The sequence below is a fragment of the Lysinibacillus sp. FSL L8-0126 genome, from assembly GCF_038630385.1.
Taxonomy (GTDB): domain Bacteria; phylum Bacillota; class Bacilli; order Bacillales_A; family Planococcaceae; genus Lysinibacillus; species Lysinibacillus fusiformis_D.
In genome coordinates, this window is record NZ_CP152028.1 from 3,306,072 (window position 1) to 3,321,029 (window position 14,958).

General features: G+C 37.5%; 12 protein-coding genes and 3 pseudogenes. 14 read left to right on the forward strand and 1 reads right to left on the reverse strand.

Features of this window, described 5'->3' with window-relative positions; translation table 11 throughout:
• Positions 1-198: 198 nt before the first annotated feature.
• The 11 genes and pseudogenes from MHI34_RS16060 to MHI34_RS16110 all read left to right on the forward strand — a co-directional run bounded on the left by MHI34_RS16060 (position 199) and on the right by MHI34_RS16110 (position 11,770).
• Positions 199-1,029 carry a biotin/lipoate A/B protein ligase family protein gene (locus MHI34_RS16060; protein ID WP_036122964.1) on the forward strand — a complete coding sequence of 277 codons (831 nt, stop codon included), beginning with the start codon at positions 199-201 and terminating at the stop codon, positions 1,027-1,029.
• A gap of 198 nt (positions 1,030-1,227) precedes the next feature.
• Positions 1,228-2,025 (forward strand): annotated as a pseudogene (locus tag MHI34_RS16065) (ribonucleotide reductase N-terminal alpha domain-containing protein); the annotation flags it as partial.
• Positions 2,026-2,118: 93 nt separating this feature from the next.
• On the forward strand, positions 2,119-3,000 hold the full coding sequence (locus tag MHI34_RS16070) for a DUF559 domain-containing protein (RefSeq protein WP_089934554.1): 882 nt from the start codon (positions 2,119-2,121) through the stop codon (positions 2,998-3,000).
• Positions 3,001-3,228: 228 nt separating this feature from the next.
• Positions 3,229-3,882, forward strand: a pseudogene (locus MHI34_RS16075) (ribonucleoside-diphosphate reductase); the annotation flags it as partial.
• Between the two features lie 359 nt (positions 3,883-4,241).
• Positions 4,242-5,369, forward strand: a pseudogene (locus tag MHI34_RS16080) (ribonucleotide-diphosphate reductase subunit alpha); the annotation flags it as partial.
• 331 nt (positions 5,370-5,700) lie between these two features.
• On the forward strand, positions 5,701-5,973 hold the full coding sequence (locus MHI34_RS16085; protein ID WP_089934549.1) for a hypothetical protein: 273 nt from the start codon (positions 5,701-5,703) through the stop codon (positions 5,971-5,973).
• Between the two features lie 303 nt (positions 5,974-6,276).
• Positions 6,277-7,224, forward strand: a complete 948-nt coding sequence (locus MHI34_RS16090) for a rhodanese-related sulfurtransferase (RefSeq protein ID WP_089934547.1) — start codon at positions 6,277-6,279, stop codon at positions 7,222-7,224.
• 665 nt (positions 7,225-7,889) lie between these two features.
• Entirely contained in the window at positions 7,890-9,446 is a 1,557-nt protein-coding gene (locus MHI34_RS16095; protein ID WP_330493202.1) for a hypothetical protein, read from the forward strand.
• Between the two features lie 328 nt (positions 9,447-9,774).
• Entirely contained in the window at positions 9,775-10,713 is a 939-nt protein-coding gene (locus tag MHI34_RS16100; RefSeq protein WP_342503663.1) for an alpha/beta hydrolase, read from the forward strand.
• 380 nt (positions 10,714-11,093) lie between these two features.
• Positions 11,094-11,300 carry a helix-turn-helix transcriptional regulator gene (locus MHI34_RS16105; protein ID WP_036116800.1) on the forward strand — a complete coding sequence of 69 codons (207 nt, stop codon included), beginning with the start codon at positions 11,094-11,096 and terminating at the stop codon, positions 11,298-11,300.
• Positions 11,300-11,770, forward strand: coding sequence for a hypothetical protein (locus MHI34_RS16110; RefSeq protein WP_036116802.1), 471 nt, complete (start codon positions 11,300-11,302; stop codon positions 11,768-11,770). The genes MHI34_RS16105 and MHI34_RS16110 overlap by 1 nt, the downstream gene beginning before the upstream one ends.
• Positions 11,771-11,822: 52 nt before the next feature.
• Here the strand turns inward: MHI34_RS16110 and MHI34_RS16115 are convergent, their stop codons facing one another.
• Positions 11,823-12,755 carry a DUF1385 domain-containing protein gene (locus MHI34_RS16115; protein WP_036116804.1) on the reverse strand — a complete coding sequence of 311 codons (933 nt, stop codon included), beginning with the start codon at positions 12,753-12,755 and terminating at the stop codon, positions 11,823-11,825.
• 147 nt (positions 12,756-12,902) lie between these two features.
• On the opposite strand from MHI34_RS16115, the gene MHI34_RS16120 reads away from it, so the two are divergent.
• The 3 genes from MHI34_RS16120 (at position 12,903) to MHI34_RS16130 (ending at position 14,952) form a co-directional block, all read left to right on the forward strand.
• On the forward strand, positions 12,903-13,331 hold the full coding sequence (locus MHI34_RS16120; RefSeq protein ID WP_230593729.1) for a hypothetical protein: 429 nt from the start codon (positions 12,903-12,905) through the stop codon (positions 13,329-13,331).
• Between the two features lie 122 nt (positions 13,332-13,453).
• Positions 13,454-13,888: a type II 3-dehydroquinate dehydratase gene (gene aroQ, locus MHI34_RS16125; protein WP_036116808.1), complete on the forward strand. Its 435-nt coding sequence runs from the start codon at positions 13,454-13,456 to the stop codon at positions 13,886-13,888.
• A gap of 2 nt (positions 13,889-13,890) precedes the next feature.
• A complete protein-coding gene (locus tag MHI34_RS16130) occupies positions 13,891-14,952 on the forward strand; it encodes a Xaa-Pro peptidase family protein (protein ID WP_342503664.1) in 1,062 nt (353 codons plus the stop codon).
• Positions 14,953-14,958: the final 6 nt, after the last annotated feature.

Here is a 14,958-nt window from a genome sequence, read left to right on the forward strand (position 1 = left end):
TTTCTATCTTCTCTATTATTATAAAAGATGCGCTAGCGATAGTCCAATGAGTTTGATAAAATTAACTAGGTTGTGGCGAATTCGGCTATATCATTACGAAAGTACATCGTTAGCAACTTACACTGTAGCTAATTTTTGAGAGGTTTGAACCACAGGTGGGGCCTGAGGGATCATTTTATATTTGTAGGAGATGAACATATGACAACTTGGTATTTTCTAAATTCAGGGAAATGTAGTCCTTCTTTTAATATGGCACTAGATGAAGCATTACTTGACTGGCATAGTGAGGGGTTAATTCCACCAGTGATTCGTTTTTACGAGTGGGAGCCTGCGACACTATCGATTGGTTATTTTCAACAGGCTAAAAGAGATATTAATTTAGATGCTGTACGTGAGCAAGGCTTAGGCTTTGTGCGTCGTCCAACGGGTGGACGAGCTGTCTTGCATGAGCATGAACTCACATATAGTGTCATCGTTACGGAAAGCTATCCGGATATGCCAGAGTCTGTGACAGAGGCATACCGTGTATTAAGTGAGGGAATCTTGCAAGGTTTCCATAATCTTGGGATGGATGCTTATTTTAGTGTACCTGATACAGAGGAGAAAAGAGCTGACCTCAAGAGTCCGAAAAGTGCTGTTTGCTTTGATGCGCCAAGTTGGTATGAGCTGGTCGTTGAAGGGAAAAAAATAGCGGGAAGTGCTCAAACACGTCAAAAGGGTGTTATTTTACAGCACGGCGCCATTTTATTAGATTTAGACCAGGAGAAACTATTATCCGTATTTAATTTCTCAAGCGAAGAAGCGAAGAATCGTATGCGCAGAAAGTTACCGGAAAAGGCGGTTGCCATCAACAGTCTTGTTAAAGAACCAGTAACAGTTGAACAATGTGTAACAGCTTTTCGTGATGGGTTTGCAAAATCGTTGCAAATTGAATTAAAACCATTTACACTTTCTGAGGAGCAGTTAGAATATGTTCGTGCATTAGAAGAAAAAAAATATGCAAATGATGAATGGAACTTTAAAAAGTAAAAAATGGTATGAAAAAAATTTTTTAACGTTCGACCCTAGTAATAACAAGTAGTTCGGATTCTATTTAAAAAAGCAAGAGTTGAATTAAAAAACTATATATAGTATCTTTTTTAAAGACATGTACACAATATGTAGTGTTTAACGGCACATGATATTGTGTATTTATTTTGTAATGAAGATAACAAGGGAGGCAAAACGATGGTAATCACAAATCATCAACCCGAAGTAAACAATCAATTTGAACAGTTAAACAAAGATATCGAACAATTCCCACAAGTACACCCAGTAACGTCTGATATGCATATTACGCATAAAGGCGTATCTAGACTTGTTATGATCGATCGCTACTCGTTTAAAGACACAGAAAAGAAAACACTGAAAGCCGGTGACTTTGTTGTTTTAACAGTAAAAGCTGATCCAAAATTCCCTGCACGTGGTTTAGGGACAATTCAAAAGCTGGACATGTCTACAAAAACAGCAGATATTCTGATTGAGGAAGATTACCGCAGTGCATTAGACGATCCGCAAGAGCAAGAAACGGGTGTAATTACGCGTTCAATTGACGTGCTAGAAAAGCCTCTTGAAATTTTTTATGAACAAATCGCAAAACGAAATGCAACAGGCCTTGCCGCTGTTGAAAAAACTCCAGAGAAACGCCAAGAGTGGTTTGAGAAGTTTTATAAGCAATTAGTTTCATTGAAATTTATTCCAGCAGGACGTGTCATTTATGGAGCTGGATCTGAAACAGATGTAACCTTCTTTAACTGTTACGTAATGCCGTTTGTCGCAGATTCACGTGAAGGCATCAGTGATCACCGTAAGCAAGTAATGGAAATTATGAGTCGTGGTGGTGGTGTAGGAACAAATGGTTCAACATTACGTCCACGCAACACGTTAGCACGTGGTGTAAATGGTAAATCATCTGGTTCTGTCTCATGGTTAGATGATATTGCGAAGCTGACTCATCTTGTCGAACAAGGTGGTAGCCGCAGAGGTAAGCATAATCTAGGTGCTTCTGCGTAAACAAACCTCGTGAATTGCTGGGAACTCTTTAACGGAAATATTGCCACTTTAATCGAGGTGGGAAATATGGATGTTTATGATGCGATACAACCACAAACTTGTTTAATATGTGGCTTTACAATAAATCATAATAAACAAGGATGGTTTACGTCTCATTTGAAAAATGAGCATAACTTAACATTAGATAATTATTTAATATCTTATTTTTATCCAATAGAAATGGTGATCTGCCAATATATTTTATGTAATAAAAAGGTTAAACTGAGGCGAGGTATTCCAAATCAATTTTGTAGTAGAAGCTGTCGAGGAAAAGGTGAGCCTTTAACTTGTGTAATTTGTGGAAAACTATTCGATGAAAAACATCGGCAGACTAAAACTTGTAGTAAAGAGTGTGCGAGTAGACTTCGATCACAAAATACAGGTAAGTGGCATAATGACATACCAAATGAACAAAAAAAGTTTCATTTTAAAAATATCATTTCAAAAACAGCTGAAACTAGAAAAATAAATGGAACGCCTTCATGGAATAGCGGTAAGACAGGGGTTTATAGTAAAGAAACCATTGAAAAGATTCGACAAGCTGCATTAAAGCAAATAGAGAGGGAAACGTTTAGAAAAACTAGTATTGAAACAGCTTTAGAGAATTTCTTAGTTGAACAATCAATCACCTACAAATATTCCTTTATATTTGAAGGTGCACAATTTGATTTCTTACTAGTTGGGACAAATATTCTAATTGAATGTGATGGTGATTTTTGGCATGGGAATCCAAAATTTTATTCCTCTTTTTATGAGGTACAAAAGAGAATAAAAGCTAGGGTTATCGAAAAAAATCAAATTGCAGCAGCTAATGGATACACTTTACTCCGTTTTTGGGAAGATGAGATAAAAAATGATTTTGAAAATGTTAAAAAACGCATTATAAATGCACTGCTAGCTACAACGTAATCGGAAACGGTAAACGTGAATGCTTGAAAATAGCAGTGGGATAAAGACAATCAGCAGCCAAGCTCCTTTTAAAGGGGAAGGTTCAACGACCATCGAAAGCACGCTAAGTTAGCGGAAGTGAGTAGAGTAGGAGTGAAGCCACTCCGAAGTGCGAGGGCATCTAATTGGATGTAAGATATGGTCTCAACTTCTATGGTGACATAGAGAGTGGGTGTAGCGAACCCGCGTAAGAAATCGGCACAAATGATTATGCTAGCAGATTGGCATCCAGATATTGTGGAATTTATTATTTCGAAAATGCAAAATCCACGTATTCTGCGTTACCTGATCGAAAATACAACGGATGAAACAATCATTCGTCTAGCAAAAGAAAAATTAAACTTCAAGCCACTTTCTATGCAAGAAGAAGCGATGTATCAAGGCATCGTGAACTACAAAAACATTGAAGGCTTAGGTGGATTCGATACAGCGATCATTCGTGAGGCTGAAAATAAATTACGTGATGGTGGCACATACACAGTTCATAACCCAGAGTTTTTAACAGGTGCCAACATTTCCGTGACATTAACGAAGGAATTTATGGAAGCAGTAGAAAAGGACGCTGACTTTGAGCTTCGTTTCCCAGCTGTGGAAGAATATACAAAAGAAGAAATGAACGTGTACAATACGAAATGGCATGAAGTGGGCGATGTTCGCGAATGGGAAAAAATGGGCTATAAAGTCCGCACATACCGTACAATGAAAGCAAAAGAATTATGGAATTTAATAAACGTATGTGCAACATACTCAGCAGAGCCAGGTATTTTCTTCATCGACAACGCGAATGATATGACAAATGCAAAGGCATATGGTCAAAGTGTTGTAGCGACAAATCCGTGTGGTGGACTTCGCCTCACGTTAAAAATTGCGGGATAAAGCGGGAAGGCTGAGATGCTAATCCGAACCGAAGGCTAATGGTAAAGCTTTAGTCAGGGGCAACGCATACCCGGTGATCCTACTTAGTAGACTATAACCCGGGCACGAGACCGCAACATTACACATTCATAAAAATTCAAAATTGCCTAATGTAAGAAAGGCTGTGATAGAAATGAATAGAGGTTATGCAGGCTTTTATAAATTACATTATTTAAGAAGCTCTTATGAGTATGCATAGGCCATGTGTAATGAAAATGTATGCTGAACTTGCAGGAATTGAACTGTAAGAACTAAAGGATAAAAAGCCTTTAGGATAACAATTATTGGAACAACCACTTGCACCATACTCTGTGTGTAACTTAGCAGCTGTGAACCTTGCACAGTTTGCGAATAAAGAAAATCAATCAGTTGATTACGAAGCACTACGTGAAACAGTTCGTGTGGGTGTTCGCATGCAGGATAACGTTATTGATGCGACTCCTTACTTCCTAGAAGAGAACCGTGTACAAGCCCTTGGTGAGCGTCGTGTTGGTTTAGGGGTTATGGGCTTAGCAGACTTACTTATTTACTGTGAAAAGGAATACGGTTCAGAAGCAGGTAATGCTTTAGTCGATGAAATCTTTAAAACAATTGCGGAAACAGCCTATGAGGCGTCTACAGAGCTTGCAAAGGAACGTGGTAGCTTCCCATTCTTAGTAGGTGCTACTGACGAAGAAACAGCTCGTTTACGTAAAGCCTTTACAGAGACAGGCTTTATGCAAAAAATGCCTGCTCACATCAAAGAACAAATTCTAGCGACTGGTATTCGTAACTCGCATTTACTAACTGTTGCGCCAACGGGTTCGACAGGAACGATGGTAGGCGTAGCGACAGGTCTTGAACCATACTTCTCCTTCACGTACTACCGTTCTGGTCGTTTAGGTAAATTTATTGAGGTCAAGGCTGAAATTGTAAAAGAATATTTAGATCATCATCCTGAAGTAAATGAGCAAGAGCTTCCTGAATGGTTTGTCACAGCAATGGAGCTAAAACCAGAAGCACATGCCGATGTTCAATGTATTATTCAAAAATGGATTGATTCATCCATTTCTAAAACAGTGAATGCACCAAAAGGCTATACAGTACAGCAAGTAGAAAAAGTATACGAGCGACTATATAAAGGTGGCGCTAAAGGTGGCACGGTCTATGTGGATGGTAGCCGTGATTCACAAGTTCTTACACTAAAAGCGGAAGAAAATGATATGGATCAATTATCATTTGAAGAAGAATTAGTAGAAGAGCATACAAAACGTCCAGTCGTATTAGTAGATACAATTCAAGCATTAGAGTCTACAACGGTTATCGGCTCAGATGTAGGGAATACATGCCCTGTTTGTCGTAAAGGAACAGTCGAAGAAATGGGTGGCTGTAATACATGTACAAACTGTGGTGCACAGTTAAAATGTGGTCTGTAGATTTGAATTAAAGTCACGACATTTATAAAAATGTTACGAAGCTACGCCCCTTTGGATATTCATATATCTAAAGGGGTGTTTTCATCGTGAAAAGGTTCTTCCGTTAAAGGACCTTTCATTAGTATCAAGAAATGCTTGTGCATATTTTCTCTTTAGCATTTTCATCCCCAAAATTGAAAAGTAATTATCAAATTATAGCTGCCGAATTTTAATTGCTATAGAAAGAGTGGTTTAGTTTAAGTAGAAAAAGGCTCTACTACATTGCTTGAAGCAAAGCATCTAGATTCTGAAGGGGCAATTAAAAAATTCCTATAAGAAAGGACAAACTTTGATGAAAAAATATTTAAAAGGCTATACTTTAGGGGCTTTATTAGGTTTATTATTCTTTTTGCCTGTATTTAACCCTGCGTTAAGAGTTAATTTTCAGCAACATTGGGTGGCAATAGTCATCTTTACACCAGCCATTATCTATATGATATTAAGCTATGCCGAATACAGTGAAATTTCCTTCAAAAAGGAAAATATCATAAAATCGGGATTCTTTTTGCTTGGTATATTTTTGAGTATATACGCGATGTATTCTATTTGGGGATTCCCTGAATAAAAGCACGCATTACTCAATTTCTCAGTTTACTTAGTACTGAAGTTGGCTAACAATCCTCCGTTAACAGGTGCATTTCTTTCATAAGGAGTGTGTCTTTTTCCATTTAAGGACCAGATTGTGGAATAACACTTTTTTATAAAAAAAAGTCCACTGACCAATTCACAAATTCTTTAAAAATAATATTTATGCCCATTTCAGTCTAATTACCGATAGCATATTCAATGATTATCCTTTATGGTTAATAGGTCGTAAAAGACACTATCAGGAATATCCTGCAAATATTGAAATGATAGGTGGAAAACAATGAATTATCAAGTTTTATTATATTACCATTACACGAAGATTGAAGATCCAGCTGCGTTTTCAGCAACGCACTTAGCCATGTGTAAAGAAATCGGTTTAAAAGGTCGTATTTTAGTAGCCAACGAGGGCATTAACGGTACTGTTTCAGGTACGATTGAGCAGACAGAGCAATACATGGCAAACATGCAAGCTGACTCATTATTTGAAGGTATAGTCTTCAAAATTGATGCAGTAGAAGAGCATGCATTCAAAAAAATGCACGTACGCCCACGACCTGAGTTAGTAAACTTAGGCTTAGAAGAAGACGTGAACCCACATGAATTAACAGGTCGCTACCTGTCACCAGAACAATTTCTTGCTGAAATGCAAGATGACAATACAGTAGTATTAGATGTGCGTAACACGTATGAGTACGATGTCGGCCATTTTCGTGGTGCGATTCGACCAGATGTACAAAACTTCCGTGATACACCAGAATGGGTACGTGCAAATCGCGAGCTGTTCGAAGGGAAAAATGTTTTAACCTATTGTACGGGCGGGATTCGCTGTGAGAAGTTTTCGGGCTGGATGAAACGTGAAGGCTTTGGCGATGTTGGTCAATTACATGGCGGTGTTGCAACATATGGAAAAGACCCTGTTGCGAAAGGCCAATTATGGGACGGTCAAATGTACGTATTTGATGAGCGTTTAACGGTGCCAATCAATCAAGTAGAGCATGTGATTATCGGTCGTGATCACTATGACGGTGAACCTTGTGAACGTTACATTAACTGTGCAAACCCTGAATGTAACAAACAAATCATTGCATCTGAAGAAAATGAAGCAAAGCATTTAGGTGGCTGTACAATCGAATGTACAAAGCATGCGCGCAACCGCTACATCGTGCGTCACAATTTAACAGAAGAGCAAGTAGCTCAAGCAATTGAGGCGTTACAAGAATTAGCATGAAAAACTCTCTAAATTAAATAGCTTCCATAACCTCAACCAACTATTTAGAGGGACCTAAAGCACTCTATGTAAGTGTTCAAACTAGCCATTTCAAAATTGGACTAGTTTGCTATGCTTACATAGGGTGTTTATTCTTTGATGGAGGTTTATTATTAACTGGTACATATATGTTGAAATAATACAATCTAGTACCTTCTGACCCGTAAAAGCTAGACACAAAATCTAGCTTTTACAGGGTGTTTTGATGATCAATAAGAAAATAAAAACCGTACTACGTTATATAAATGGACAAGAAAGCATCCATCATATTGCGCGAGAAGAGGGTGTTAATAAATGAGAATTAAGGACTTAGGTTCGTTTATATGAACATATGGTGTTGAATATTGGTCATTTCGCTCTATGCTATTTTACTTGCTAATACAGTCTATCTCGCTACTTCTTTAAGTGAGGCTTAACCGAAGTAAGATAATGATATTTTTTTGTCTAAATTAGAAGGAAGTTATTCCCTTTTTATAGAATATTAGTATAAAGGGAAGGTGGGGTTAGTTGGTTGCTGCTTGAAAATTAGCATTAATAGCTGTTATTCAACACCAGTTTTTTAGAATTATAAATTGCTTTTCTACAGCTTTACGCACTTGATCTATAATGATTAGGAGGAAAACAATTTGAAAAAAATACTTTCTTTATTAGTAATGGTTACAATTATGCTTTTTTCTACTCCAGATGTTTTTGCCTCAAACACGATTGAACCTTATGGATTGAAGCCACCAGGTGAAAGCTTTACACCTGGAGAGTGGTTTCTAGGAAATACTCCACCTAATGTTGATTTGAATAAACCACCTCTTGTTTTCGTTCAAGGGAAAAACGGGAACTCTACAAGTTGGTATGGCAATACAGAATATCACGGTCTTAATGATATGTATACAAAAGCTTATGAAGCAGGATATCAAACGGTATTTGTTCAATTATACGATTCGGCAGGTAAAGGTTCTTATAGTCAATACGATAATGGAAAATTATTAGCCTCTATGTTAAAAGAAATCAGTCAACATTTTCACGGAAAAAAATTAAATATAATTGCCCATAGCAAGGGTGGGCCTGATACCCAAGCAGCATTAGTTCTTCATAATGCTCATCCGTACGTTGGGAGGGTGTTTACTTTAGGATCCCCTCATTATGGATCAGAGTTAGCTGATCTTGCATATAGCTGGTGGGCAGGTTGGCTAGCTACATTACTCGGTGAAAAAGATGATGGAACTTATTCACTTCAAGTTGGGGAAATGGAATATTTTCGCTCACTAATAGACAATCACCCCAATGTTAGCAAGAACAACTATTATACAATGGCTGGTACTAATACAGGACCATTTCTATCTGCACTCTGGATGGGAGGTCTATATCTTTCCGATCCAAATGATGGATTAGTCAAAGAGGCAAGCACTAAATTATCTTACGGAACACATTTATTTACCGATCCCTCACTTGACCATGACAATATTCGAATGGGATCTGCGGTATTTTCAAGATTGGAACAGTATCTACAGTCTGCTTCTACAGATCGTATCATGATGAACAAAGAATACCTTTCTCAATCTGATATGTTTCAAGAGTTGGATGTTTCTCATTATTTTTACGGAGGGAAGTTACAATCGTCAAATGATGTGACACATTCTTTTTATGTGGATACTGCGCTCGATAATGTTAAATTATGGACAGGGTTAACTAGCGATAAGATAGAGTTAGTATCTCCTTCAGAAAAAAAATATACCAACCAAACAATCCAATCATTGGATGAAGCCTCCTTCTTTAATGGCGTAGTACCTCATACATTTACCGGCGTTATTTCTGAGATTGGTGAATGGAAGATAAATATAAGCACGCAGGCAGAAGATAATGCGTTTTTACTGGCAGTTCAACATGGGGGCCCATCTTTGATTAAGGTAAGTATTCCAACAGTATCATTAGAAACGAATAATATCGTGACAATGCAAGCTAATGACCAATTACAAAAACTTACCTTCGATGTACGAGTACTGGATCCAACAGGGAAAGATATTGCTTCTTCTCTACAGACGCAAAAGGTTAATCAGCAAAACTTTATGGTGAATTTTCCAGAAAATAAAAAGTCGGGTGTATATAATATAACTTTAAATATTTCAGGTGAAACGTTACAAGGTGAGCCATACAAAAGGACCGTTGTTCGTTCTAAGTATATAAAATAAAAAACTTGAAAACATATCTTTAGCAACGGCTGGATGCCAAATTGATAATCAGACAGTTAAAAAATTATTAATGAGTTACTTGTTTAAATAAAGATGAAAATACCATGTTGGCAATCAGCATGGTATTTTTTATTTTCATTTAAATACGATGGATGTTGAAGGAGTATACGACATACTGTGGAATTAACATAGAGTACGAAAAAAATATTTTATTTAACGGATGCAGGTTTGTCTCTATGATACGGTATAGATTATAGTACGTGTGAAAGCTTCTGATACATGGCTCTTATCAATCTATGTGCGTGATGAAACTTAAAGGGGAGAAAAAATGACTGTAGAAATTTTTAGCGGAGATCGTTCTGAAGAAAGTGTTCAATTTGAAAAATGGCTATTTGCGCAAAGTAATAAAAAGAGTTTTTCTAGTATTGAAAATGCTAAACAGTTTATTGAGGAGAGGGGAACTGAAAATAGTCAGCTTTATGTTATAGGGGAAGATGTTCAATTTATAAGTGATATGGAGGAGCAAACCTTTGAGGCTATGCAGGTCTTCACTTTAAATGACCAAAAGTCCTTGAAGCAAAAAGTTATTCTCTATATACATGGTGGTGCTTGGACGAATCAGCCTTTAAGTTTACATTGGTTATTCATGGATAAGATGGCACAATTGTTAAATGCAAAAGTTATTGCGCCCATTTATCCGAAAGTGCCTCATTTTAACCATCATGACACCTTCCAAAAAATGCTCAATTTCTATAAAGAAATTTTAAAAACGGTTGAAAGTTCTAATCAATTGACCATTATCGGAGATTCGGCAGGTGGAAATATAGCACTTGGTCTGGTCCAACTTTTGAAGCAGAATCATCTACCTCAACCCCAAGATATTATTTTACTATCAGCATGTGTTGATATGAGTTTAGAAAATCCTCAGATACTTGAATATGAAGAAAAGGACCCAATGTTAGCTAGTGCAGGAATGGAAGTCATTACAAAGATATGGGCTGCTGATAAAGATCTAAAGGACCCATTGATTAGTCCTATTTACGGTGATTTTCAAGGACTTGGGAAGATTACTCATTTTATTGGAACACATGAAAGTTTATATCCAGATGCCATAAAATTTGATGAACAACTAACCGAACAAGGCATTGACATCACTACCTTTGTTTATCCTCAAATGAATCATGTGTTTGTTGTGATGCCTATCCCTGAAGCTCTAGATGCTCAACAGAAAATTATGAATATAATTCATAGTCGAGTGTTGAAATAGGCGGGTTAACGCTAAAGGAAAAGGTGCGGAAAAATCCTATAAAAAAGCGTGTTTTGATCATCATTCAAAACACGCTTTTTATATTCCTTATTTTGGAATTTAACTTTATTTCACAGTGTAGATAGGTACGATAGAGGTGGAACTATTAAATGGAGGTGGATGCTTTTCTTCACAAACTGACTACATTTTTCAAAATTAGCATGTGGTGTCTTTTCTAATTATAGCCCTCACTATGTCTCCTGATCGTTCTTCATAAGAATTCCTGTATTGTTTAAACGAAAACTAAATTGTAAAGTCAACTTGACATATGAAATGGTGTAAAGTAAACTTTACTTATCAAAAAAATGTACAGTTTACTTTACATTTAACGAGGAGGCTTTATGAAAAATAGAATTCGTGAATTGCGGAAATCGAAAAAGATTACGCAGGAGGAGTTGTCTAAAGTAGTTGGCGTCTCGCGACAATCAATCATTGCAATTGAATCGGAGAAATTCAATCCATCTTTAGAACTCGCCTACAATATTTCAAAAGCTTTCAATTGCACAATTGAAGAAGTGTTTATATTCGAAGAGGAGGGGACGGAGTGATGGAGATTTCTATCGGAGGAATTATCGGATTGTATGGGGGAATGACTTGTGGAATTTTAGGCTGGTGGTTAGGACGGAGTAAGGCGAAGAAAAATAGAGGTTTAGATGAGCTACACGACTATATTTGGCAAAAAGCGAAATCCTATTCGTGGTATGTGACATTAGCGGCGATTTATATTTTCTTTACACTCATTGTATTTGGCATTGAATTGAATGCAGCAATGGTTTTAGGTAGTATTCTTTTAGTGCACTTAGGGAGTTGGGGGATAATTGGGGGAGTTTTGACCATCAACATGTTTAGTCCCATCCCGTTTCAGCTTTCTCGAGTGAAGCTGGGCATAGGTATTATTGCTGCGTCCATTCTTATTTTTACAAGCATCTCCATCATGACGAATAATTGGCTGTTTTTAGTTTTCAGTATCTTACCAAATTTAATAGGGCTGTTTACTGCACTTATTTATACTAAATAGAGCAATAATATAAAACAGGCAGCCTCAACACTTGTTGGGACTGCCTGTTCTATTATTCATGGTTCAATGTTGCAGCAATTTCAGGTTGCTGCTCTACTTGACGTAGCATATTAAAGGAAGCAATTGCTACTTCTACTTGATCGTCCTTTGGTTCACGAGTTGTCAGTAATTGAAGCCATAAGCCAGGGTAGCCAAGGAAACGCAACACTGGGATATTGCGGCAAGCATTTGTCGCTTGTAATACTTCAAATGAAATACCGAGTACAACAGGAATTAATAGAATCCGATCTAAAATACGAAGCCACAGTGGGTCAGTTGGTACAAAGAAATATAAAAACATGCCGACAAACACTGTGAACAGAATGAAGCTACTGCCACAACGATAGTGCAGACGTGATTGAGCTTGAACGTTTTTTACTGTGATGTCTAAGCCAGCCTCATAACAGTTAATGACTTTATGCTCGGCACCATGATACTGAAATACTCGCTTAATCAGAGGGGTTAATGAGATAAAGTATAAGTAGGCTAGCAGTAAAAGGAGTTTAATACCACTCTCTAGTAGAATTTGTCCCGTTTTCCCTTCAATCCATTTTGAGAAAAAATCTGCTATAAAAACAGGAATTAATGTAAAGGCAAATTTTCCGAATAAAAAGGAAAGAATACCTACTACAGCAACTCCAAGTATCATCTGAAGTTTAGAACCTTCTTCTTTATGATCTTCTTCTTCGCCAGGTGTCACATCATAACGATCCCCTGCAAATTGCATGTGACGAGAGCCTAAGCCAGCCGACTCAATGAGCGCTACAACGCCTCGTACAAATGGAATTTTTTTGAGCTTTTGTAAAATAGGCTTTTGAACTTTTTTAAAATGATAATAATCAATGGAATCATCGTTACGACGAATGGCTGTAACAGTATGTTCCTTTCCTCCGAACATCACACCTTCTAATTGTGCTTGTCCCCCGTATACAGGTGAATTGCTCAAGGCTAACACCACTCTCTTTATATATTTCAACTGTACCATTGTACTAAATTTAGTGAAAAACCTCTACAGTTACGCATAGTAAATTTTCTATATGGCTACACTAATCGTACATTTCAGGAAAACATTAGTGTGCAAAAAGGAGGTTAGATGATGAAAGTAGCGACGATTACCGCACTTGTAAATGCGCTTGTTTTAGCGCTGTGCTTAAAGGGTTTACATTATTTCCATCTTATTAAATGGCATCCGATTGGGTTTTATAAAAAGTGGAATTGGTTTGAAGATAGCTCTAAATTATTTCAATGGACCTTCTTTATCTTTCTGCTGTTTATCATCGGCTTATTTTTATATATGACCATGCGCTATGTCTATATCATTCCAGCTTTCTTTTCGTCACTGCTGCTAGGTCTTCTTGTGACTATTACATTGGAGTGGATTGCTTTAGATCTACCATTACAACTGACGTCCTTTAAAAAACTGTCCATTCCATTTATAGTGATTGTTGTCTGTCTATTACGTTTCTTGTTGGAAACGGCCAATTTTCATCAGAAGGAGCATACAGCACAAAAAGGCAGTTAATGGTACAAAATATCCCCTTTGTTTGAGGGGATATTTATGAAACCATCAATTGAAATTAGTTGCTGAATGCACGGTGTATGATAAAATAAATGGCAAGTACATAGAAAGAGGCGAATAGAAGCGTGAAGTTATTATGTTTGAATGGACCGAACTTAAATCGACTTGGCAAACGAGAGCCACATATTTATGGATATGAAACATTGGATGATGTTAGAGAAAATGTTCGAAATCTTGCGGCTTCTTTAGGTGCTACGGTTGAATTTCGTCAATCCAATCACGAAGGGGTACTAGTAGATTGGGTGCATGAAGCAGAGGACGAAAAATATGATGGTATTATCTTTAATCCCGGTGCGTATACCCATACGAGCATCGCGTTACATGATGCGATTGCAGGAATTTCTGTGCCGGTTATCGAAGTACATATTTCCAATATCCACAAACGTGAGGCTTTCCGTCATCATTCTTATCTTGCTCCGGCCTGCCTTGGTCAAATTTGTGGACTAGGTACGAAAGGCTATGAACTGGCACTACGTACATTTATCGAGAGGGAGAATTGATTATGTTGAAATTACAAAAGCTACGTAAAGCACTTCAAGAACAAAGCATCGATGGCATTTTAATCACAAATGGGTATAACCGACGTTATATGACTGGTTTTACAGGGACAGCAGGCGTAGCAATTGTGTCTCAAAATGATGCTGTGTTTATTACAGATTTCCGTTATACAGAGCAGGCTGCTGCACAAATTCAGGACTTCCGCATTGTCAAACATGAAGCAACAATCATTGAAGAAATTGCTACACAAGTAAGCAATATGGGCATCAAATTATTGGGCTTTGAGAAAGATACTGTAAGTTATGGCACATATGAACTGTATAAATCAAACATTCAAGCAGATTTAGTGCCGATTTCTGGGCTAATTGAAAAAATTCGCTTGATTAAGACGGAACAAGAGATTAATATTATTAAGGTTGCGTGTGAAATTGCAGATCACGCATTTACACATATTTTAGGCTTCATCAAGCCTGGTAAAACAGAGCTTGAGGTTTCGAATGAATTAGAATTTTTCATGCGTAAACAAGGAGCAACTCAGTCTTCATTTGACATAATTGTTGCGTCTGGTCTTCGTTCAGCATTACCACATGGCGTTGCAACGAATAAAGTGATTGAAAAAGGCGACTTTGTTACTTTAGACTTTGGTGCGCTATATAATGGCTATATTTCGGATATCACACGTACTGTGGCTGTTGGAGAACCATCTGAAAAATTAGTAGATATGTACAATGCAGTCCTTGCTTCTCAACTGTTAGCACTTGAAAAAGTGGGTCCTGGATTAACAGGTATTCAAGCGGATGCGATTGCACGTGACTACTTAAAAGAAAAAGGATATGGCGACGCATTTGGTCATTCTTTAGGACATGGTATTGGTCTTGAAGTACATGAAGGCCCTGGCTTATCGATGCGTTCAGAGACAGTGCTAGAGCCAGGTATGGCCGTGACGATTGAACCTGGTGTTTACTTACCAGGAATCGGTGGTGTCCGTATCGAGGATGATATTTTAATCACTGAAACGGGTAATGAACTACTAACACATTCGTCAAAAGAACTCATTATTTTATAAACTTTG